A 21,113-nucleotide genomic window follows, 5' to 3' on the forward strand; every position below is an offset into this window, starting at 1 on the left:
TGAACGGAGCCAACGATGCAGACGATTGATATCTATACTTCTCCTATCTGCGGATTCTGCCATGCGGCCAAGCGGCTGCTGAATGAAAAGGGCGCAGAGTTCAATGAAATCAATGTTCTGGGTGAGCCGACAGTCAAGGAGGCGATGATCCAGCGCGCGAAAGGGGGGTACACTGTCCCGCAAATCTTTATCGGTGACACGCATGTGGGTGGCTGCGACGAGCTGTATGCGTTGGAGCAGGCAGGCAAGCTGGACGCCCTGCTGGCCGGCGCATGAAGGCGGCACTGCTTCAGATCACGTCGTCGGACGACCCGGTTGCGAACCTGGCGATGGTTAAGGCGATGGTGGCCGAGGCGGCGGCAAACGGTGCCGGCTTCGTCCTGACGCCAGAGGTGACGAATTGCCTGTCGTCGTCGCGGGCGCGCCAGACCGAGGTGTTGCAGTCGCAGGAGGACGATCTGACACTGGCCGGGCTGCGGGCCCAGGCCGCCGAACTCGGCATCTGGCTGCTGATCGGGTCGCTTGGCCTCAAGACCGGCGATGCGGACGGACGTTTTGCCAATCGTTCATTCCTGATCAATCCGGCTGGCGACATCGCGGCATGGTACGACAAGATCCACATGTTCGATGTGGATGTCGATGAGCGGGAAACCTATCGGGAATCCGATGGGTACCGACCCGGCGACCGCGCCGTCGTGGCGGAGACCCCATTTGGCAAAGTTGGCCTCACGATCTGCTATGATGTCCGTTTCCCTTATCTGCACCGCAGTCTGGCACAGGCCGGCGCAACCATCCTGACGGGACCGGCGGCATTTTCGCCCGTGACGGGGCAGGCGCACTGGGAACCCCTGCTGCGCGCCCGCGCGATCGAAACCGGGTGCTATGTCCTGGCACCGGCACAGACGGGAACACACCCGCGCACCACTGGAAAGGAGCGTCGCACCCATGGCCATGCGATGGCAATTGCGCCTTGGGGCGAGGTCCTGCTGGACATGGGCGCGCAGCCAGGTATCGGGTATGTCGATCTGGATCCCGCGGCGGTCGACGCGGCGCGCAAACGCGTGCCTGCCCTTCGCCATGACAGGGACTATTCGCTAAGCCAATGAGTGACCCGAGAAATTCGCTAGCCATCGCGCTTTTTTCAGAGGTGCTGGCGGCCGATCAGATGATCCGCAATCGCCTCGCGCGGGTGCTGCCGAAAGGAATGGAGTTGTCGCATTTCTCGGTGCTGAACCACCTGGGACGCGCCAGCGACGAAAAGAGCCCGGCCCAGCTGGCCCAGACATTCCACGTGACGCGGGGGGCGATGACCAACACGCTCTCCAAGCTGGAATGGGCCGGCTATGTGCATATCCGGCCCGACTGGGATGACGCCCGCCGAAAGATGATCTCGATCAGCCCGGCGGGGCGCCTGGCGCGCGATGCGGCACTGTCTTCCATTGCGCCAATGATCTCCGGCGTGCTCGATGAACTGGGCGAAGACAAGGTCCGCGCCGCCCTGCCGATCCTGCGCGAATTGCGCAGCAAGCTGGAAGACGACCGCTGAGGTCGTATCCTACGCCGGGCGCAACGCTGCGGTAACGTAGTTCACGCTCAGATCGCGATCCGAAATGCGCCACTGCCAGCTGACCGGATTGAAGACATAGCCCTTGCGGTCCACGGGTGTCAGGCCCGCCTGGCGCATCAGGTCGTACAATTCATCCGGCGTGATGAACTTGCGCCAGTCATGCGTTCCCTTGGGCAGCCAGCGCATGATGACTTCGGCCCCGACGATGGCCACAGCGAAGCTCTTGGGATTGCGATTGATCGTGGAGCAGAGGTGAAGGCCGCCAGGCTTGAGAAGATCGTGGCACGCAGTCAGATAGGCAAGTGGATCTGCGACGTGTTCGACAACTTCCATGTTCAGAACCACGTCGAACTGTTCACCTGCGGCGGCCATGGCCTCCGCCGTGGTGTGGCGATAGTCGATGTCCAGGCCGGATTGTTCGGCGTGTAATTGTGCCACGGGAATGTTTCGCGGTGCAGCGTCCGCACCAACCACCGAGGCGCCCAGTCTTGCCATCGGTTCGCACAACAGGCCGCCGCCACACCCGATATCCAGCAGGCGCAACCCTTCAAAGGGGCGCTCCTGCCCAAGATCCCTGTCGAATTCCGCCGCGATCTGACGCGTGACAAAGTCCAGACGAACCGGGTTCATCATGTGGAGCGGCTTGAATTTTCCCGCCGGATCCCACCACTCTGCGGCCATCGCCTCGAACTTGGCGACTTCACCGGGGTCAATCGTATTTATGTCGGTTTGCATTCCGCGCTCCTTGCGGTCATGGTGCCTTTTGCCCCTTACTATACGAGACAATCATGGATAGAAACTCGGGCCAAATGCGCGCAGGGCAAGTGTTGTACCCAGCCACGGACCCGTTCGACCAGCAGATGCTGGACGTCGGGCAAGGCCATAGCATTTACGTCGAGCAATCCGGCAATCCGGCGGGCCAGCCGGTCGTGGTGCTGCACGGCGGCCCGGGGGGCGGCTGCTCACCCGCCATGCGCCGCTATTTCGACCCAGATCATTACCGGGTGATATTGTTCGATCAGCGCGGTTGCGGGCGCTCCCGGCCCCACGCCAGCGTCATCGACAACACAACCTGGCATCTGGTGCGTGATATCGAACTGATCCGCGAAACCCTGGGGATCGACACATGGGTCGTTTTCGGTGGCAGCTGGGGCGCCACCTTGGCGTTGATCTATGCGCAGGCGCACCCCGATCGTGTCACGCATCTGGCCCTGCGTGGCGTCTTCATGATGACGCAGTCGGAACTGGACTGGTTCTACGGCGGCGGCGCGGCGGCCTTCTGGCCGGAAACCTGGTCGCGCTTTGCCGACCTCATTCCGCCTGATGAACAGGGGGACATGATTGGCGCCTATCATCGCCGGCTGTTCAGTGGAAACCAGGCCGAGGAAATAAAGTATGCCAAGGCATGGTCGGCTTGGGAAAATGCCCTGGCATCCATGTCCAGCAACGGCAACGGCGGTGAACCTCCAGGACAGTATGCCAGGGCCTTCGCGCGCCTCGAAAACCACTATTTCACTCACCTCGGCTGGCTCGAGGAAGGTCAGCTTCTGAAACAGGCCGATCGCATCGCTCATATCCCCTGCTACATCGTGCAGGGCCGTTTCGACATGATCTGCCCGCCCCGTATGGCCTACGCGCTCGCCGCGAAACTGCCACTCGCGGACCTGCGCATGATCGGGGATGCTGGCCATGCCCTTTCAGAGCCGGGCATTTCCGCCGAACTAGTTCGGGTGATGAACCGCATTGCCAACGACTGACCCCGTTCGTTTCCCTGTTCAAAGTATCCCCGCCGGAGGCTTGGCGCCGCTTCGGGGCGCCAATTTCCTTTCCCCCTTGCGATTCGTCAGACCTCGGCGTATATGCCGGTCATCAGCGGCGTGTCGGTGCCTCTTGGAACCAACGCTCCACCGGAAGCAACGACGGGCCGCGCGCCCGTTTTTTTGTGCCCGGATATTCCATGACCGACCTGATCGCCAAGACCACAATCGATACCCGCCTGGCCGAGATCGTCACCCCCGTGATCGAGGACATGGGATTCGAACTGGTTCGCATTCGCCTTATGGGCGGTGAAACCAAGACGCTGCAAATCATGGCGGAACGCCCCGGCGGCGGTATCGAAGTGGACGAATGCGCCAGGATTTCGACCGCTGTCTCGGCCATTCTCGATGTCGAGGACCCGGTCAGCGACAACTACAACCTCGAAGTATCCAGCCCGGGAATTGACCGGCCGCTGACCCGCCTGAAGGATTTCGATACATTCGAGGGCTATGAAGCACGGCTTGAGACCGCTGAAATGGTTGGCGGCCGAAAACGCTTCAAAGGCATCCTTGCCGGGGTCGAAGGGGACGAGGTTCTGATCAATATCGAGGATCGCGGCGAAGAAGTGACCGTGGGTCTGGAGTTCGACTGGCTGGTTGATGCCAAGCTGGTGCTGACGGACGAGTTGATCAAGGAAATGCTGAAGGCTCGCAAGGATGCGGGCGTTCTGAATGAAGACAGTTTTGACGAGATCGAGACCGATCCGGACTCCCAGGAGGACTGAGAAGAATGGCCATCACCTCTGCAAACCAGCTTGAGCTGCTGCAAACTGCCGAAGCTGTTGCCCGCGAAAAGATGATCGACCCAGGTCTGGTCGTCGAAGCGATGGAAGAATCCCTCGCCCGTGCAGCAAAGAGCCGCTATGGCAGCGAAATGGACATCCGTGTCAAGATCGACCGGAAGACAGGTCGCGCCACCTTCACCCGCGTGCGCACGGTTGTCGGCGACGAAGAGCTTGAAAACTACCAGGCCGAGATGACCGTCAAGCAGGCCAAGCAATACATGGCTGATCCGCAAATCGGTCAGACATTCGTTGAAGAGGTGCCACCTGTGGAAATGGGCCGGATCGCGGCCCAATCCGCCAAGCAGGTCATCCTGCAAAAGGTCCGCGAGGCTGAGCGCGATCGTCAGTACGAAGAATTCAAGGATCGTGCCGGCACGATCATCAACGGTCAGGTCAAGCGCGAAGAATATGGCAACGTCATCGTCGACGTGGGTCGTGGCGAAGCCATCCTGCGCCGCAACGAAAAGATCGGCCGCGAAAGCTATCGCCCGAACGATCGGATCCGCTGCTATATCAAGGACGTGCGGCGCGAAGCCCGCGGCCCGCAGATCTTCCTCAGCCGTACCGATCCGCAATTCATGGCCGAACTTTTCAAGATGGAAGTGCCCGAGATCTACGATGGCATCATCGAGATCAAGGCAGTCGCACGTGACCCCGGTTCGCGCGCGAAGATCGCGGTCATCTCGTTTGACAGTTCGATCGACCCTGTCGGGGCCTGCGTGGGTATGCGCGGCAGCCGCGTTCAAGCCGTCGTGAACGAGCTTCAGGGCGAGAAAATCGACATCATCCCGTGGTCGGAAGACATGCCGACGTTCCTTGTGAACGCGTTGCAACCGGCGGAAGTCACCAAGGTGGTTCTCGACGAGGAAGCAGAGCGCATCGAAGTCGTCGTACCGGAAGAGCAACTGAGCCTTGCCATCGGTCGTCGCGGCCAGAACGTGCGCCTTGCGTCGCAGCTGACCGGCCTCGACATCGACATCATGACCGAGGCCGAAGAATCCGCCCGTCGTCAGAAGGAATTCGAGATCCGCACCAAGTTGTTCATGGATGCGCTGGATGTCGATGAATTCTTTGCGCAGCTGCTGGTGTCCGAAGGCTTCACCAACCTCGAAGAAGTTGCCTATGTCGAGGTGGACGAACTGCTGGTGATCGACGGTGTCGATACGGATACCGCAGCCGAATTGCAGGCGCGTGCGCGCGACAACCTGGAAGCACAGGCAAAGGCGGCGCTTGATCACGCTCGTGAACTGGGTGCCGAGGACAGCCTTATTGAATTCGACGGACTTACGCCCCAAATGGTGGAGGCATTGGCCGAAGATGGTGTTAAGACCCTCGAGGATTTCGCCACCTGCGCCGATTGGGAGCTCGCTGGCGGCTGGACCACTGTAAACGGCGAACGCGTCAAGGATGAGGGTCTTCTCGAGAAATTCGAGATGTCCCTCGAAGAGGCGCAGCACCTTGTGATGTCCGCCCGTGTCCTTCTGGGCTGGGTGGATCCGTCCGAGCTTGAGCCTGATGTTGAAGAAGACGCCGAAGAAGATGGCGATGCGGAGGAGGCCGAGGCCTAAGGCCTCGGTTCGGAGGTGCCGAATATGACACGCGGCGGCACAAACAAGGACCACGGCGACGGTCCTGAACGTAAATGTATCGTGACGGGAGAGGTGCAGCCGGTTGGCGGCCTCGTCCGTTTCGTTGTCAGTCCTGATGGCCTGATCGTACCGGATGTGTTTGAGAAACTGCCGGGGCGGGGCATCTGGGTGTCAGCGAATCGTGATGCGATCGAAGCGGCGGTGAAGAAAAAGCTGTTTGCGCGGGCGGCAAAGACTCAGGTGACGCTGCCCGACGGTTTGGCGGATCTGGTCGAAGACCAATTGCTGCGGCGTGTGACTGACCTGTTGGCGCTGGCCCGTAAATCGGGTGACGCGGTCGCGGGATATGAAAAAGTAAAAGACTGGCTGTCCAAGGACGTGGCCGAAGTCCTGATCCAATCCTCGGATGGATCAGAGCGTGGCAAGTCCAAGCTGTCTACGCCCTACATGGGCAAATTTATCGGCTGGCTCACCTCGAATGAGCTGGGCTTGGCCTTTGGCAGGGAAACTGTCATACACGCCGCCTTAGGAACTGGCGGTTTGAGCAAACGTGTTGTAGAGGAAGCCGCAAGGCTTAAGGGCCTGCGGGTCTGACGCAGAGGCGGGAGGGTCCCGCCTGAAAGGATTAAGAGCCATATGAGCGACAACGACGGTAAAAAGACTTTGGGTGTGCGTGGCGGCGGGTCCCGGCCAGGGAACGTGAAGCAGAGCTTCAGCCATGGGCGCACCAAAAACGTCGTGGTGGAAACCAAGCGCAAACGTGTTGTCGTACCCAAGCCGGGTACAGGCAAGGCGGGCGGTGGTAACGCGTCCCTGGGTGACCCCTCGAAACGCCCCGCCGGGATTACCGACGCGGAGATGGAGCGTCGGCTGAAGGCGGTTCAGGCTGCCAAGGCGCGCGAGGTCGAGGAAACCGCGCAGCGTGAGCGCGATGAACGTGAGCGTGAAGAAGAACGCCAGCGCCGCCGCGAAGAAATGGAATTGAAAGAGCGCGAGCAGCGCGAGGCCGAAGAAAAGGCCAAGGCGAAAGCCGAAGAGGAAGAGCGCAAACGCCGCGAAGAGGAAGAGGCCGCCAAGCGCGCCGCTGCCCAGGCTGCCGCTGGTCCCGCGGAAGAAGCCCAGCCTGCACGCAACGTTGGTGGCAAGACCGCTGCTGCTCGTGTCAACAAACCGGGCGGAACGCCCGAACGTGCCAGCGATCGTGACGACCGTTCCGGACGTGCAAAAGCGCGTGACGATGGCCGCCGCTCTGGCAAGCTGACGCTGAACCAGGCGCTGACCGGTGGCGAAGGCGGCCGTCAGAAATCCATGGCCGCCATGAAGCGCAAGCAGGAGCGCGCGCGTCAGAAAGCCATGGGCGGAAACGTCCAGCGGGAAAAAGTTGTGCGCGATGTGCAGGTGCCTGACGCCATCATGGTGTCGGAACTTGCAAACCGCATGGCGGAACGTGTGGCTGATGTGGTTAAATCGCTCATGAAAATGGGTATGATGGTCACGCAGAACCAGACGCTCGATCAGGATACTGCTGAGCTGATCGTCGAAGAATTCGGCCATCGCATGGTGCGCGTGTCGGATTCAGACGTCGAAGATGTGATCCAGCAAACCGAAGATGATCCCAAGGATCTGAAATCGCGCCCGCCGGTCATCACGATCATGGGTCACGTTGACCACGGCAAGACCTCTCTGCTTGATGCGATCCGCAAGACGAAAGTCGTTGCTGGCGAAGCCGGCGGTATCACCCAGCACATCGGGGCCTATCAGGTTACCACCGACAGCGGTGCGGTTCTGTCGTTCCTCGACACACCGGGTCACGCGGCCTTCACCTCGATGCGCTCGCGCGGTGCCCACGTGACGGATATTGTTATCCTGGTTGTGGCTGCCGATGACTCGGTCATGCCGCAGACGATCGAAGCGATCAATCACGCGAAAGCGGCGAAAGTGCCGATGATCGTGGCGATCAACAAGTGCGACAAACCTGCGGCAAATGCCGACAAGGTGCGTGCCGAGTTGCTTCAGCATGAGATCGTCGTCGAAAAGATGTCGGGTGACGTTCAGGACGTGGAAGTTTCGGCCATTACCGGTCAGGGCCTCGACGAATTGCTTGAATCCATCGCGCTTCAGGCTGAGATCCTCGAGTTGAAAGCCAACCCGGATCGCCCCGCCGAAGGTGCGGTGATCGAGGCTCAGCTTGATGTGGGGCGTGGCCCTGTTGCGACCGTTCTTGTTCAGAACGGGACGCTGAAGCAAGGCGATATCTTCGTCGTGGGCGAGCAGTACGGTAAGGTCCGTGCGCTGGTGAACGACAAAGGCGAACGCGTGACCGAAGCAGGTCCGTCAGTTCCGGTCGAGGTGCTTGGCCTAAACGGTACGCCAGAAGCAGGTGATGTTCTGAACGTGGTTTCGACCGAGGCGCAAGCCCGTGAGATTGCCGAGTATCGTTCGAACGTTTCGCGCGAAAAACGTGCGGCTGCGGGTGCCGGTACGACGCTTGAACAGCTGATGGCGAAAGCCAAGGCTGACGAAAGCGTCAATGAACTGCCGGTTATCGTCAAGGCTGACGTTCAGGGGTCTGCCGAGGCAATCGTTCAGGCGATGGAAAAGATCGGCAACGACGAAGTGCGCGTTCGCGTTCTGCACTCCGGCGTTGGCGCCATCACCGAGAGCGATATCGGTCTGGCCGAGGCATCCGGTGCTCCGGTGTTTGGCTTCAACGTGCGGGCAAACGCTCCCGCTCGTCAGTCAGCCAACCAGAAGGGCGTCGAGATCCGCTATTACAGCGTTATCTATGACCTTGTGGATGATGTTAAGGCGGCGGCCTCGGGCTTGCTGTCCGCGGAAATCCGCGAACACTTCATCGGCTATGCGAAGATCAAAGAGGTCTTCAAGGTTTCCAACGTCGGCAAGGTTGCCGGGTGCCTGGTGACCGAAGGCGTTGCGCGTCGTTCCGCAGGCGTACGTTTGCTGCGCGACGACGTGGTAATCCACGAAGGCACGCTGAAAACGTTGAAGCGCTTCAAGGACGAAGTTGCCGAAGTACAGTCGGGACAGGAATGCGGCATGGCGTTTGAAAGCTATGACGATGTCCGCCCGAACGATGTGATCGAGATCTTCACGCGTGAGGAAGTGACGCGGACACTTTGATCCGCATCCCTCACAGTTTGAAATTACAAAAGGCCGCTCGGATTGAGCGGCCTTTTTTGCGGTCGGGATTTGGAAGAGCAGAACCATCGCGACACGAGGGAAACCGTGAAGCAAAAGAAAAAGAGCAGCCCGCAGGCTGCCCTTTCGTCATCGCTCAGTCGTTGATTTCAGGCTGCTGCGGTCTGCGAAACGGGCGTACCCGCGAACAGTTTCTCGCCCACACGTACTTCGACTTTCCCGTTCGGGAGCGCACGTACGAACGTGCCTTGAACGGAAACACATGTGCCCACTGTGATGGTCTTCAGCATTGTCAATCCTAGCCCCCTTTAATGTTGCTTCCCCAATTGTATCTCGGAGGTTGTTAACAAATCATCTAAAAAATACTCATTCTTAACTATTTCGTCATAAAATCTGCGTAAATTCACGCCGCAATGCAGAGGAAGATGCTGCGCCGCCGCATTCATCGCCTCAAAACACATTCCAGCAAGGTGTTGTGCGTTTAAGTTTTGGGCAAGTGCCTAATATTCATCAAAAATATGCCCTTACCCTGCGGCAACGACTTGATCTCTCGCAGCGAGATGATTCGCGGCTCAGAGCCAATCTCGAAGGATCGGGATAAGCGGCACGTCGGCGGGAGGCATCGGATACTTGGAAAACTCCGAGACACGCGCCCACGCGAGTTTCTGCCCTTCCTTGCCGTGCGGCACACCATCCCACCGCCGGCAGGCGAACAGCGGCATCAGCAGATGAAAATCATCATAGGCATGGCTGGCGAATGTCAGGGGGGCCAGGCACGACGACCATGTGTCGATACCAAGCTCCTCTTTCAGTTCCCGGATCAGCGCGACTTCGGGGCTCTCGCCCGGCTCTACCTTGCCGCCGGGGAATTCCCACATCCCGGCAAGGCTCTTGCCTTCGGGGCGTTGCGCCAGAAGAACACGCCCATCTACATCAATCAGGGCTACAGCCGAAACCAGTACGACCTTGGTCAAGATCGGTAATCCGCGTTGATCGAAATGTAGCCGTGGGTCAGATCACAGGTCCAGACGGTGCTGCTACCTCCCCCCAGGCCAAGGTCCACTGAGATCTTGATCTCCTGCTGCTTCATCACCGCGGCCCCCTGTTCTTCCTTGTAGGTGGGCGAGACCCAGCCATTTTCGGCAACCAGGACATCATCGAAACGGATCGTCAGCAGATCGCGATCAGCCAGCGCACCGCTCTTGCCGATCGCCATGACGACGCGACCCCAGTTCGGATCTTCGCCGGCGATAGCGGTCTTGATCAGTGGCGAATTGGCGATGGCCATGGCGTGGGTCTTGGCATCGGTGTCAGAGGCCGCACCCGACACATGGATCTCGACAAACTTGGTTGCACCCTCGCCATCTTTGACGACCTGGTGCGCCAGGTCCATCATGACCCCACGCAGTGCGTCCAGGAAGGTGGTGCTGTCTGCGGTGACCTCCACACCCGAGGCGCCGGTTGCGCCCATGAGAAGGGTGTCTGACGTCGACGTGTCGCTGTCGACCGTGATGCAATTGAACGTGATGTCGGTCAGAGCCGATAGCATGTCCTGCAGCACCGAGCGTTCAATTCGCGCGTCGGTGAAGATGTAGACCAACATCGTGGCCATGTCCGGCGCGATCATGCCGGAACCCTTGGCGATCCCGGCTATCTTAACCGTGCCCCCGGGAAGGTCGACCTGTGTCGTGGCGCCCTTGGGAAAGGTGTCGGTGGTCATGATGGCGTGCGCGGCTTCTTCGATCTTGCCCGCATCAAGGGATGCGACGAGATCATCAAGTTTCGCGGTCACTCGGTCATGTGGCAGCGGCTCTCCGATCACTCCGGTCGAAGAGGAAAACACACGGCTTTCCTCGATCCCGAGCGCGGCCGCTGCGGCAGTCGTCACGGCGCGCGTCGCTTCGATGCCGTTCTTGCCGGTGAACGCATTGGCATTGCCGGAATTCACGACGATTGCCGCGCCACCAGTGCTGTCCAGGCCGATCTTTTCCTGGCAATCCAACACGGGCGCGGATCGTGTCGCTGAGCGCGTAAAGACCCCGGCCATGGTTGAGCCGGGGGCCAAACTGGCGAGCATCACATCTTTGCGCCCCTTGTATCGTACGCCCGCTTCCACGGTTGCGAAACGAACACCATCAATGACCGGCAGCGCCGGAAAGGAAGTCGGTGCGAGGGGAGACGTGGGATATTTGCCCGCCATTGGGGATCACTCCAAAAGACCAGTGTTGTCCAGAACCGAAGGGTCGATACCTTCGGATGCGCTCTTGTCCACATCGGCCTTTGCGACGAGTTCGTCAATATAGGCGTTGGTGACCTGCTCCTGCAGTTTGGAGCGGATCTCGCCCTCAACATCGGCCAGTTCAGGCGCCTGCTTGCGGGTCTCGATCAGCTCGATCACATGCCAGCCGAACTGGGTCTGCACGGGTTCGCTGACCTGACCGGGTTCCAGCGTCTTGACCGCATCTTCGAAGGGTTTCACCATCATGCCTTCGCTGAACCACCCCAGATCGCCGCCGTTGGGGCCGGACGGCCCGGTCGAATTGTCGCGGGCGAGTTTGCCGAAATCGGTGCCATCGTTGTATTGCTTGATCAGGTCTTTCGCTTCGTCTTCGGTTTTCACCAGGATATGCGCGGCGTGGTATTCCTCTTTCGGTTCATAGCCGTCGCCGTATTCGGCGTTGTATTCCTTCTGCACCATCTCATCGGTGACTGCGGTTTCCAGATAATCTGCCAACGAAACAGCGGCCATCATGGAGCGGCGCGTATTGTCGAGAGAGACCTGCACACCTTTGGGCACCTCGCCCGTAAACGCCTGTTCCAACACAGTCTGGTTGATCAGCTGGCTCAAAAGCCCAGGAAACAGCAGGTTCGCGGGCATTTGCTGGTATTGTTCGGGCAGCGACGCGCGCGCCGTGACCAGGTGGCCGAGCGTAATGTCGGTGCCGCCAACGGTTGCCACGACCGTATCGGCGGTAACTGGCTTGTCCGTAGCGTCCTGAGCAGGTGCAGCTGAGTCAGCTGCGCTGGTTTCGGGGGTTGCCGTCGGTGCGGCAGCGTCCTGCGAAAATGACGCGATCGGCATCGAAACCACCAGAACGGCGGCGCATGCGAGACGGTGCAACATGGGTTTTCCTTTGCATTGCCGCACTGGGGCGCGGCGTTGACACTTATGGACCCGCCCACTACATCGCCTTATGGCAAAGGGGCGGACGGCCGGTTCGGGCCTTTTGTATGGGTCCTGATCGTAACGCACAAGCCGGGCCCGAAACACGATGGCGTCAGAGAGCGGAACATAGATTATGCTGGGTATCGGAACACTCGCCAAGAAGGTCTTCGGGACCCCGAACGAACGGCTGGTGAAGGCGACGCGCCCACTGGTCGCGAAAATCAACGCACTGGAGGCCGAGTTCAAGGCCCTGACAGATGCGCAATTGGTCGAAAAAACCAATGAATTCAAAAAACGCGCCGCAGAGGGCGAAAGCCTGGACGATCTGTTGCCGGAGGCTTTTGCAAACTGCCGCGAAGGCGCCCGCCGCGCGATCGGCCTGCGTGCCTTTGATGTGCAGCTGCTGGGGGGCATCTTTATGCACCGCGGCAACATCGCTGAAATGAAGACGGGTGAGGGCAAGACCCTTGTGGCGACCTTCCCGGCCTATCTGAACGCGCTGAGCGGCAAGGGTGTGCACGTTGTCACCGTGAACGACTATCTGGCCAAGCGCGACGCCGAATGGATGAGCAACGTCTACGGCTTTCTCGGCCTGACCACCGGGGTCGTCCACCCGGGACAGTCGGATGCCGACAAGAAGGCCGCCTATGCCAGCGACATCACCTATGCGACGAACAATGAACTCGGGTTCGATTATCTGCGCGACAACATGAAGTCGGACCTGAACGACCTCTACCAGCGCGAACACAACTTTGCGATCGTGGACGAGGTGGATTCGATCCTGATCGACGAAGCACGTACGCCGCTGATCATTTCCGGGCCGTCGCAGGACCGCAGCGACCTGTATGTCGCGATCGACAAGCTGATCCCCGAGCTTTCCGAAGAACATTATGCTGTAGATGAAAAGCAGCGCTCGGTTACCTTCTCGGAAGAGGGCAATGAACTGCTTGAGCAGCTCTTGCATCAACATGGCCTGCTGGAAGAGGGGCAGACCCTGTATGACCCGGAAAGCACGACCATCGTGCACCACGTCAACCAGGGTTTGCGCGCGCACAAGCTGTTCCTGAAGGACCAGCATTACATCGTGCGCGATGGCGACGTCGTGCTGGTGGATGAATTCACGGGCCGTATGATGGCGGGTCGGCGTCTGTCTGATGGCCTGCACCAGGCGATTGAAGCCAAGGAAGGCGTTCAGATCCAGCCGGAAAACGTCACGCTGGCACAGGTCACCTTCCAGAATTATTTCCGCCTTTACAACAAGCTGTCTGGCATGACCGGTACGGCGCTGACCGAGGCGGACGAGTTTCACGAGATCTATGGCCTTGGTGTTGTCGAAGTGCCGACAAACCGGCCGATTGCGCGGATCGATAACGACGACGCGATCTACCGCACGCAGCGCGAGAAATTCGAAGCAATCATCGAAGAGATCAAGACATCTCATGCAAAGGGGCAGCCGGTTCTGGTCGGGACGACGTCGATCGAAAAATCCGAGCTTTTGTCCGATCTGCTGAAAGCGGCCAAGCTGCCGCACAACGTGCTGAATGCACGCCATCACGAACAGGAAGCCCAGATCGTCGCCGACGCAGGCAAGCTGGGCGCCGTGACCATTGCAACGAACATGGCGGGGCGTGGCACGGACATCAAGCTGGGCGGCAACGTCGAGATGAAGGTGATGGAGGCGCTTGCCGCCAACCCCGAATCCGACCCCGATGCGGTGCGCAGCAAGATCGAAGCCGAACACACCGAAGCCGAGGAGCAGGTGAAAGCCGCCGGCGGCCTGTATGTTCTGGCAACCGAGCGCCATGAAAGCCGTCGTATCGACAATCAGCTGCGCGGGCGGTCGGGTCGCCAGGGCGACCCCGGCCGGTCGAGCTTCTTTCTGTCGCTCGAAGACGACCTGATGCGTATTTTCGGTTCTGAACGGCTTGAAAAGGTGCTGTCCGGTCTCGGTATGAAGGAAGGTGAGGCGATCATCCACCCGTGGGTGAACAAGTCTCTGGAACGCGCGCAGGCGAAGGTTGAAGGTCGCAACTTCGACATGCGCAAGAACGTCCTGAAATTTGATGACGTGATGAACGATCAGCGCAAACTGGTGTTCAGCCAGCGCCGCGAGATCATGGAAGCCAAGGATGTGTCCGAGATCACTCAGGATATGCGGTACGAGGTGATTCAGGATCTGGTTGTCGAATACATGCCGCCAAAAACCTACGCGGATCAGTGGGATACCGAAGGTCTCTATGTTGCCTGCATCGAAAAGCTGGGGATCGATGTGCCGGTGATCGATTGGGCCGGAGAAGAAGGCGTGGATGACGAGGCGATCATCGAGCGCCTTGAAAAGGCCAGCGACGAAGCAATGGCCAAGAAAGCCGCCGCATTTGGCCCCGATAACATGCGCACGATCGAAAAGCAGATCCTGCTGCAAACCATCGACGGCAAATGGCGTGAGCACCTGCTGACGTTGGAGCACCTGCGGTCGGTCGTCGGTTTCCGGGGGTATGCACAGCGTGATCCGCTGAACGAATACAAGAACGAGGCATTCGCCCTGTTTGAAACGATGCTGGATGGGTTGCGCGAAGACGTGACGGCAACGCTGGGCCGTGTGCGCCCCCTGACCGAAGAAGAGCAGCAGGCCCAGATCCAGATGCTGCAACAGCGCATGGCAACACAGCAAGCCGCGGTCGACGATGCCTTTCACAAAGCCGAGGCCGCTGCGTCAGATGAGCCGGGCAACGAAGGTGCCCAACCGGGCTTTGACGAGAATGACCAATCCACCTGGGGTGAACCGGGACGCAATGCACCCTGCCCATGCGGATCTGGCAAGAAATTCAAGCATTGCCACGGCGAAATCGTCTGAGCGGGCAGTATGGCCGGGGCGAACGTGCCCCGGTCTCCGTGCACTCACCAATCTGCCGCAGGCCGCCCCTGGCATTGTGGCGTATTCACGACCGCCTTTCGTAGGTTGAAAAATCGGTGCGATGGCCCGACACTCCGGCCTACGTGGTCCTGGGTTCCCGAGGTTTATTGATGCGACTCCTACGTGCGGTGTGCTGCGCCGCACTCTTTCTGGCGGCCATCGCGGGCAGCGCCGTTTCGCAGGATGTGACCCTGACTTCGCGTGACGGCCTGGTTGCCGTCGGCGGCAACCTTCTGGGCTACGACGGAGAGTTCTATCGCGTTGATACCGAGTACGGCGTTCTGACGTTGGATGGCTCCGGTGTGCTTTGTGATGGTCCGGGGTGTCCAAACCTGGATGACTATGTCGCCGAACTGACGATTTCGGGGGCGGCGACGATTGGCAATGTCCTGATGCCTGCTTTGGTCGAAGGGTTCGGGCTGCGATACGGCTACAGCCTGCGACGCGAGGAGGTGGCGCCGAACAGCATCCTGTATACGCTGACCGAGGCCACGCAGAATCGTGTCGCAGGCAAGTTCACGATCACGAGCAGCAATACAGATGCGGGATTTGATGATCTGCTGAACGAAGGCACGGATCTGGTGATGGCGCTGCGCGAGATCCGCAAGCCCGAGATCAGGGCGGCCATCGCCGGGGGGCTGGGCGATCTGCGGCAAAAAGGGCGCTTTCGTGTATTGGCACTGGACGCATTGGTGCCGATCGTGGCGCCGGGCAATTCCGTGCACACCATTTCCATGCCGGATCTGGCCCGCGTCCTGTCGGGCGAATTCGACAATTGGAGCCAGCTTGGTGGGCCAGATGCGCCCATTTCTGTCCATCTGCGTGCGACGACCTCCGGTCTGGGACAGGCGGTGGAAGATACGTTGCTGACGCCGGTCGGTGCGGTACTGTCCGACCAGGCGGTGCAGCATGATAGCGACGCCGGTCTGCGTGAGGCCGTGTTGGCCGATCCGTTTGCCATCGGCATATCGTCTGCCAGCGAGACAGGGACGGCAATGCGCCTTGCCGTGGGTGGGGCCTGCGGTGCCACGCTCACCGCCACGCCGCGCAACGCCAAGACCGAAGATTATCCGATGACCGCGCCGGTGTTCCTGTATCAGCCCGCGATCCGTTTGCCCAAGCTTGCGCGCGAATTCCTTGGCTACACCGGGAGTGCCCACGCGCAATACGTGATCCGGCGTGCCGGTTTCGTCGACCAGCTGCCAGAAGAGGTACCCATCGACGCTCAGGGTGATCGTTTGGCCAACGCGATCCGCCAGGCTGGGCAAGAGGTGCCGCTGGAAGAGTTGCAGCGCATGATGACCACGCTTGCCGGAATGACGCGCCTGACGACATCGTTCCGGTTTCAGGCAGGCTCAGCCCAGCTTGACGCGCAGTCGAGGTCAAACGTGGCCTTGATGGCACGCGCGCTGGAAAGTGGCCAATACGATGGCCGGCAGGTGCTGTTTGCCGGTTTCTCGGACAGTGACGGCCCCGCCGAGGCCAACCGCGTGATCGCCGCCCAGAGGGCCGAGGCGGTGCTACGGGCGGTTCTGGCGGCAGGGCAAACCATTGACACGGCCCGTATCAACCTGACCGCGGATGCCTTTGGTGAAGCGATGCCAATGGCCTGCGACGACAGCGCCTGGGGGCGCAAGATCAATCGGCGTGTCGAGGTCTGGATCCGCTAGGGTGCACGGCCACCCATTGCCTGTGACAGGTCGGCGGCGATCCGTTTCACGATGTCGCCGCACCGGGCCACCTTTTCCGGCGTCATGCGCGCGGCCAGGCCGGAAACCGAGACGGCGCAGACCGGTTCACCCTCCGGGCCCCAGACAACGGCGGCGACACAGCGCAGCCCTATCACGTATTCCTCGTCATCCACCGCATAGCCGCACTTTCGGATACGGGCGATTTCGGTCTGAGTGGCAGAGCGATCCGTCAGGCTGTGCGATGTTGCTGCGCGAAAACCGTGGCGGCGCACCAGGCGTTCGATCTCGGTATCGGGCCGGGTCGCCAGAATTGCCTTTCCCATTCCCGAGCACAGCACCGGCACACGCCCCCCCGGTGGGGAAATGGCACGCACGATCTCTCGACTTTCCACCTGGCTGAGGGTCACGACCTCGCCATCCTCGATCACACCAAGATTTGCCGTCTCATGAGTGGCATCCCTGAGCCTGCGCAAGAACGGGATCGCAGGCGCCACCAGATTCCGCGACAGGGCATAGGCCGCCCCGACGGTATGGGCCCGCCGCCCGATATGCCAATGGCCTGAATGTGCGTCCGATTGCAAAAAGCCGCGTTGTTCCAGCGTGGTCAGAAGCCGGTGCGCGGTGGAGGCCGCCAGGCCTGCACGCCGTGCGGCTTCGGACAGGCGCAGGCCATCAGGCTCGCCTGCGATATGCTCCAACAAGGTCAGTGCGCGGTCGACAGATTGCACGATCTGACTGTCACCCATCCGTGGTCCTTTCCAAATCCCGTTCAATCCTTTCCACATCGTGGAAAGCGGCGCAAATCTGATCGCACAGCGCGCCATGCAGAGTATGGTGCCCTCAACGAGATCAGGAGAGATGCCATGACCCAATATGTGACACGCGCGGGCCTGTCGGTTGCCGCTGAACTGGCCGATCTGGTCGAAACCCGAATGCTGGACGGACTGGATATCGATGCCGATCGTCTGTGGCAGGGCTATGCTGCCCTGCTGGCGCGGCTGGTGCCCGAAAACCTGCGCCTGCTTGAGGTCCGTGAAAACCTGCAACGCCAGATCGACGCCTGGCTGATCACCCGCAAGGGCCAACGCTGGGATGCCGCGGCCTACAGGGCATTTCTGACGGACATCGGGTATATCGTGCCCGAAGGTCCGGACTTTGAGATCGGCACCGAAAATGTCGACCCCGAGATCGCGACAATTCCCGGTCCGCAGTTGGTCGTGCCGGTGATGAACGCCCGCTTTGCCCTGAACGCTGCAAACGCCCGTTGGGGGTCGCTCTACGACGCGCTGTATGGCACGGACGCGCTGCCCGGTGCGCCCGAGGGCAAGGGGTACGTCCCCGTGCGCGGACAACAGGCGGTGACCTGGTCTGCTGAATTCCTGGATCTTGCCGTGCCGTTGAAAAGCGCCAGCCACGCCTCCGTCACGGCCTACCGTCGCGACGGCGATCGCCTTGTGGCCGAGGTGGACGGGACAGCCCATGGCTTCAAGGATCCGTCGATCTTTGTCGGCTATGTCGAGGATGGCGCCACGGCCACCTACATGCTGCGCCACAACGCGTTGCATATCGGCCTGGTCATCGATCCGGCGCACCCGGTCGGCAAGGACAGCCCAAGCGGTCTGCGTGACGTGCTGCTGGAAAGCGCGATCACCGCCATTCAGGACTGTGAAGACAGCGTCGCCGCGGTCGACGCGGCAGACAAGACTGCGGTTTATGCCAATTGGCTGGGCCTGATGAAAGGCGACCTGAGCGAGACATTCGTGAAGGGTGGCAAGGAGATGACCCGGGCACTGAACCCCGACATGGCATTGATTGCACCGAATGGTGATCCTTTGTCGCTGCCCGGACGGGCCTTGATGCTGGTGCGCAATGTCGGCCACCTGATGACGACGGACGCCGTCAAGTTCGAGGGCGAAGAAACCCCGGAAGGGATGCTCGACGCGCTGCTGACGGTCACCGCAGCCCTGCATGACCTGAACAAGACCGACGGGCTGCGCAACTCTCGCTGCGGCTCCGTCTATGTGGTCAAGCCCAAGATGCACGGCCCCGAGGAGGTTGCCTTTGCCGACGCGCTCTATGCCGGGGTCGAAGATATCCTGGGGTTGCCGCGCAATACGGTAAAGCTCGGCGTGATGGACGAAGAGCGCCGCACCTCGGTCAACCTGCGCGAATGTATCCGTGCGGTTAAGGATCGGCTGGTCTTCATCAACACCGGCTTCCTTGATCGCACCGGGGACGAGATCCACACGTCGATGCAGGCCGGTGCCTTTGTTCCGAAGGGCGAGATGAAGGACGCCGCCTGGCTCACGGCCTATGAAAACGGCAATGTCGATGCTGGCCTTGCGACAGGCATGCAGGGCAAGGGCCAGATCGGCAAGGGCATGTGGGCGAAACCGGATGTCATGTCCGAAATGCTGACGGCCAAGCTGGGCCACCCGATGAGCGGCGCCAATACCGCCTGGGTGCCGTCGCCCACGGCCGCCACGCTGCACGCCACGCATTACCATCAGGTCGATGTCTTTGCCCGCCAGGACGCGCTGAAATCGCGCCAGCGTGCCAGCCTGGATGACCTGCTGCGCCCGCCCTTGCTGGGGGGCCGCAACCTGACCGAGGCCGAGGTCACGCGCGACCTTGAGAACAATTGCCAGGGCATCCTGGGCTATGTCGTGCGTTGGATCGACCAGGGTGTCGGCTGTTCCAAGGTGCCCGATATCCATGACGTCGGCCTGATGGAGGATCGCGCAACGCTGCGGATCTCGTCGCAATATCTTGCGAACTGGTTGCTGCACGGGCTGATCACCGAGACCGAGGTCGAGGATGCCCTGCAACGCATGGCGGTCAAGGTCGACGCCCAGAATGCGGATGATCCGGCCTATACGCCGATGGCACCCGGGTTTGACGGGGTTGCCATTCAGGCCGCCCGCGACCTTGTTTTCAAGGGGGTTCAGCAACCTTCCGGGTATACCGAGCCGGTGCTGCACGCCCGCCGCCGGCAAGCGAAGGGAGAGGCGGCATGATCTCGGTTCAGCGTCTTGACGCCGCAGATGCGCAGCTGATGCTCGCCGGGGCACGTGCCTGCGCGACCGAAATCGGGGTGCCGATGTGTATCGCGATCACCGACGAAGGCGGCAACCTCGTCGCCTTCGAACGGATGGATGGTGGCAAGGTCACCTCGATCACCATCGCCATCGACAAGAGCTTTACCGCCTCCGGGGCGAAACGCGCGACGCATGACTACGGCGCGGCCAGTCAGCCGGGCGCCCCGGCCTACGGCATCGCCTCTGCAATCGGCGGTCGCCTCATGGTGGTGGGCGGTGGCTTGCCCGTCATGGTCGACGGCGCCTGCGTTGGCGGCATCGGAGTGAGCTCCGGCACCGCTGATCAGGACATGCAGGTGGCGCGCGCCGGCGTAGACGCCTTCCTCGCCAGCCTCTGACGGATCCGGGACCGACTGACCTGCCGGCGCGTGCCGGCGGGCCAGACGGGCCTAGAGATACCCATCGGCGCGAAAGCTGAGTTCGCGCGATTTGCCGATGATGATATGGTCGTGCAGGGTGATCCCAAGCGCCTTTGCCGCCGCTTCGACCTGGGCAGTCATGTCGATATCCGCCTCCGACGGGGTCGGATCACCGGATGGATGATTGTGCACCAATATCAAGGCACTGGCATTGATCTGAAGGGCGCGTTTCACCACTTCGCGCGGATAGACCGGAACATGATCGACGGTGCCCCGCGCCTGCTCCTCGTCCTCGATCAGCACGTTCTTGCGATCGAGATAGAGCACCCGGAACTGCTCGGTCTCTCGATGCGACATGGTCATGTGGCAATAATCCAGCAGCGCGTCCCATGAACTCAGCACCTGTTTCTGCATGATCCGCGCCCGCGCCAATCGTTGCGCTGCCGCCTCGATCAGCTTCAATTCGCATATGATGGCATCCCCGACCCCGCTGACCGCCATGAGCCGATCCGGCGGCGCGGTCAGCACACCGTTGAAATCGCCGAAGCTTTCCAGAAGGGCATGGGCAAGCGGCTTCATGTCCTGCCGCGCATTGGCACGAAACAACACCAGCTCCAGCATCTCGTAGTCGGGAAGCGCTGCGGCACCACCGGCCATGAAGCGCGTGCGCAATCGCTTGCGATGATCCCGGATATAGGAGGGCAGCCGCCCGGCCGGCAGAGGGGTCAACGCGACCTCATCGGCGTCGAACAGGGGCAGGGATGCTTCGTGAAAGGCGGGCGGTCGAGTCATGCCTCAGAGGATGCGCGACGCCGGTTAGCAAGTGGTTAATGCCTGCCGTGGACACCCTGCGGGGCACCGACGTCGGCATCGCGGGAAAATGACGGCTCAAGCCGTTGAAAACGCTGGAATCCAACGTCGGTATCCTGACGGTATCAGAGCGGTATCTGAACGGTGAAAAAATCGCC

General features: G+C 60.7%; 18 protein-coding genes. 12 read left to right on the forward strand and 6 right to left on the reverse strand.

Annotation, left to right across the window (positions count from 1 at the left end):
• The first annotated feature begins 15 nt into the window (after window positions 1-15).
• Genes grxC through DL237_RS03440 form a run of 3 tightly spaced genes read left to right on the forward strand, consistent with a single transcriptional unit; the run spans window position 16 to window position 1,546 of the window.
• Window positions 16-276 (forward strand): glutaredoxin 3, encoded by a 261-nt coding sequence (grxC, locus tag DL237_RS03430; RefSeq protein ID WP_119397617.1) that lies wholly within the window; start codon window positions 16-18, stop codon window positions 274-276.
• A complete protein-coding gene (locus DL237_RS03435) occupies window positions 273-1,106 on the forward strand; it encodes a carbon-nitrogen hydrolase family protein (protein ID WP_119397618.1) in 834 nt (277 codons plus the stop codon). The genes grxC and DL237_RS03435 overlap by 4 nt, the downstream gene beginning before the upstream one ends.
• Window positions 1,103-1,546, forward strand: a complete 444-nt coding sequence (locus DL237_RS03440) for a MarR family winged helix-turn-helix transcriptional regulator (protein WP_119397619.1) — start codon at window positions 1,103-1,105, stop codon at window positions 1,544-1,546. Before DL237_RS03435 ends, DL237_RS03440 begins: the two co-directional genes overlap by 4 nt.
• 9 nt (window positions 1,547-1,555) lie before the next feature.
• Here the strand turns inward: DL237_RS03440 and ubiG are convergent, their stop codons facing one another.
• Window positions 1,556-2,302, reverse strand: a complete 747-nt coding sequence (gene ubiG, locus DL237_RS03445) for a bifunctional 2-polyprenyl-6-hydroxyphenol methylase/3-demethylubiquinol 3-O-methyltransferase UbiG (protein WP_119397620.1) — start codon at window positions 2,300-2,302, stop codon at window positions 1,556-1,558.
• Between the two features lie 53 nt (window positions 2,303-2,355).
• Here ubiG and pip point away from each other — a divergent pair, with 53 nt between their 5' ends.
• The 5 genes from pip (at window position 2,356) to infB (ending at window position 8,899) form a co-directional block, all read left to right on the forward strand.
• Window positions 2,356-3,324: a prolyl aminopeptidase gene (gene pip, locus DL237_RS03450; protein ID WP_119397621.1), complete on the forward strand. Its 969-nt coding sequence runs from the start codon at window positions 2,356-2,358 to the stop codon at window positions 3,322-3,324.
• A 200-nt stretch (window positions 3,325-3,524) separates the two neighbouring features.
• Complete coding sequence (gene rimP, locus DL237_RS03455; protein ID WP_119397622.1) at window positions 3,525-4,109, forward strand: ribosome maturation factor RimP; 585 nt, start codon at window positions 3,525-3,527, stop codon at window positions 4,107-4,109.
• Window positions 4,110-4,114: 5 nt separating this feature from the next.
• On the forward strand, window positions 4,115-5,737 hold the full coding sequence (nusA, locus tag DL237_RS03460; protein ID WP_119397623.1) for a transcription termination factor NusA: 1,623 nt from the start codon (window positions 4,115-4,117) through the stop codon (window positions 5,735-5,737).
• Window positions 5,738-5,761: 24 nt separating this feature from the next.
• Window positions 5,762-6,352 carry an RNA-binding protein gene (locus tag DL237_RS03465; protein WP_119397624.1) on the forward strand — a complete coding sequence of 197 codons (591 nt, stop codon included), beginning with the start codon at window positions 5,762-5,764 and terminating at the stop codon, window positions 6,350-6,352.
• Between the two features lie 42 nt (window positions 6,353-6,394).
• On the forward strand, window positions 6,395-8,899 hold the full coding sequence (infB, locus tag DL237_RS03470; RefSeq protein ID WP_119397625.1) for a translation initiation factor IF-2: 2,505 nt from the start codon (window positions 6,395-6,397) through the stop codon (window positions 8,897-8,899).
• A 590-nt stretch (window positions 8,900-9,489) separates the two neighbouring features.
• Here infB and DL237_RS03475 read toward each other — a convergent pair.
• Genes DL237_RS03475 through DL237_RS03485 form a run of 3 tightly spaced genes read right to left on the reverse strand, consistent with a single transcriptional unit; the run spans window position 9,490 to window position 12,041 of the window.
• The gene (locus tag DL237_RS03475) at window positions 9,490-9,891 is read right to left on the reverse strand and encodes a (deoxy)nucleoside triphosphate pyrophosphohydrolase (protein ID WP_119397626.1); all 402 of its coding nucleotides are present in this window, start codon (window positions 9,889-9,891) and stop codon (window positions 9,490-9,492) included.
• Window positions 9,888-11,117, reverse strand: coding sequence for a bifunctional glutamate N-acetyltransferase/amino-acid acetyltransferase ArgJ (gene argJ / locus DL237_RS03480; protein ID WP_119397627.1), 1,230 nt, complete (start codon window positions 11,115-11,117; stop codon window positions 9,888-9,890). The genes DL237_RS03475 and argJ overlap by 4 nt, the downstream gene beginning before the upstream one ends.
• Before the next feature lie 6 nt (window positions 11,118-11,123).
• Window positions 11,124-12,041, reverse strand: a complete 918-nt coding sequence (locus DL237_RS03485; protein ID WP_199671938.1) for a peptidylprolyl isomerase — start codon at window positions 12,039-12,041, stop codon at window positions 11,124-11,126.
• A gap of 175 nt (window positions 12,042-12,216) precedes the next feature.
• Between DL237_RS03485 and secA the strand changes: the two genes are divergently transcribed.
• Window positions 12,217-14,937 (forward strand): preprotein translocase subunit SecA, encoded by a 2,721-nt coding sequence (secA, locus tag DL237_RS03490; RefSeq protein ID WP_119397628.1) that lies wholly within the window; start codon window positions 12,217-12,219, stop codon window positions 14,935-14,937.
• A 170-nt stretch (window positions 14,938-15,107) separates the two neighbouring features.
• Window positions 15,108-16,667: a phosphate ABC transporter substrate-binding/OmpA family protein gene (locus DL237_RS03495; protein ID WP_119397629.1), complete on the forward strand. Its 1,560-nt coding sequence runs from the start codon at window positions 15,108-15,110 to the stop codon at window positions 16,665-16,667.
• Here the strand turns inward: DL237_RS03495 and DL237_RS03500 are convergent.
• A complete protein-coding gene (locus tag DL237_RS03500; protein ID WP_119397630.1) occupies window positions 16,664-17,434 on the reverse strand; it encodes an IclR family transcriptional regulator in 771 nt (256 codons plus the stop codon). The two genes, DL237_RS03495 and DL237_RS03500, sit on opposite strands and share 4 nt — an antisense overlap.
• A 117-nt stretch (window positions 17,435-17,551) precedes the next feature.
• Here DL237_RS03500 and DL237_RS03505 point away from each other — a divergent pair, with 117 nt between their 5' ends.
• Together DL237_RS03505 and DL237_RS03510 are read left to right on the forward strand one after the other, a co-directional pair.
• Window positions 17,552-19,705, forward strand: a complete 2,154-nt coding sequence (locus DL237_RS03505; RefSeq protein WP_119397631.1) for a malate synthase G — start codon at window positions 17,552-17,554, stop codon at window positions 19,703-19,705.
• Window positions 19,702-20,124, forward strand: coding sequence for a GlcG/HbpS family heme-binding protein (locus DL237_RS03510; protein WP_119397632.1), 423 nt, complete (start codon window positions 19,702-19,704; stop codon window positions 20,122-20,124). Before DL237_RS03505 ends, DL237_RS03510 begins: the two co-directional genes overlap by 4 nt.
• Window positions 20,125-20,175: 51 nt before the next feature.
• Here the strand turns inward: DL237_RS03510 and radC are convergent, their stop codons facing one another.
• Window positions 20,176-20,937 (reverse strand): RadC family protein, encoded by a 762-nt coding sequence (gene radC, locus DL237_RS03515; protein ID WP_119397633.1) that lies wholly within the window; start codon window positions 20,935-20,937, stop codon window positions 20,176-20,178.
• Window positions 20,938-21,113: the final 176 nt, after the last annotated feature.

This window comes from Pseudooceanicola sediminis, assembly GCF_003575965.1.
Lineage (GTDB): Bacteria > Pseudomonadota > Alphaproteobacteria > Rhodobacterales > Rhodobacteraceae > Pseudooceanicola > Pseudooceanicola sediminis.

What these genes read in the sequence shown, in the direction of transcription:
- DL237_RS03435 (WP_119397618.1), top strand. Translation starts at nt 273, where the DNA reads ATGAAGGCGGCACTGCTTCAGATCACGTCGTCGGACGACCCGGTTGCG.
- DL237_RS03485 (WP_199671938.1), bottom strand. Translation starts at nt 12,041, where the DNA reads ATGTTGCACCGTCTCGCATGCGCCGCCGTTCTGGTGGTTTCGATGCCG.
- secA (WP_119397628.1), top strand. Translation starts at nt 12,217, where the DNA reads ATGCTGGGTATCGGAACACTCGCCAAGAAGGTCTTCGGGACCCCGAAC.
- DL237_RS03440 (WP_119397619.1), top strand. Translation starts at nt 1,103, where the DNA reads ATGAGTGACCCGAGAAATTCGCTAGCCATCGCGCTTTTTTCAGAGGTG.
- ubiG (WP_119397620.1), bottom strand. Translation starts at nt 2,302, where the DNA reads ATGCAAACCGACATAAATACGATTGACCCCGGTGAAGTCGCCAAGTTC.
- pip (WP_119397621.1), top strand. Translation starts at nt 2,356, where the DNA reads ATGGATAGAAACTCGGGCCAAATGCGCGCAGGGCAAGTGTTGTACCCA.
- DL237_RS03495 (WP_119397629.1), top strand. Translation starts at nt 15,108, where the DNA reads ATGCGACTCCTACGTGCGGTGTGCTGCGCCGCACTCTTTCTGGCGGCC.
- radC (WP_119397633.1), bottom strand. Translation starts at nt 20,937, where the DNA reads ATGACTCGACCGCCCGCCTTTCACGAAGCATCCCTGCCCCTGTTCGAC.
- grxC (WP_119397617.1), top strand. Translation starts at nt 16, where the DNA reads ATGCAGACGATTGATATCTATACTTCTCCTATCTGCGGATTCTGCCAT.
- infB (WP_119397625.1), top strand. Translation starts at nt 6,395, where the DNA reads ATGAGCGACAACGACGGTAAAAAGACTTTGGGTGTGCGTGGCGGCGGG.
- DL237_RS03510 (WP_119397632.1), top strand. Translation starts at nt 19,702, where the DNA reads ATGATCTCGGTTCAGCGTCTTGACGCCGCAGATGCGCAGCTGATGCTC.
- DL237_RS03465 (WP_119397624.1), top strand. Translation starts at nt 5,762, where the DNA reads ATGACACGCGGCGGCACAAACAAGGACCACGGCGACGGTCCTGAACGT.
- DL237_RS03500 (WP_119397630.1), bottom strand. Translation starts at nt 17,434, where the DNA reads ATGGGTGACAGTCAGATCGTGCAATCTGTCGACCGCGCACTGACCTTG.
- rimP (WP_119397622.1), top strand. Translation starts at nt 3,525, where the DNA reads ATGACCGACCTGATCGCCAAGACCACAATCGATACCCGCCTGGCCGAG.
- DL237_RS03505 (WP_119397631.1), top strand. Translation starts at nt 17,552, where the DNA reads ATGACCCAATATGTGACACGCGCGGGCCTGTCGGTTGCCGCTGAACTG.
- nusA (WP_119397623.1), top strand. Translation starts at nt 4,115, where the DNA reads ATGGCCATCACCTCTGCAAACCAGCTTGAGCTGCTGCAAACTGCCGAA.
- argJ (WP_119397627.1), bottom strand. Translation starts at nt 11,117, where the DNA reads ATGGCGGGCAAATATCCCACGTCTCCCCTCGCACCGACTTCCTTTCCG.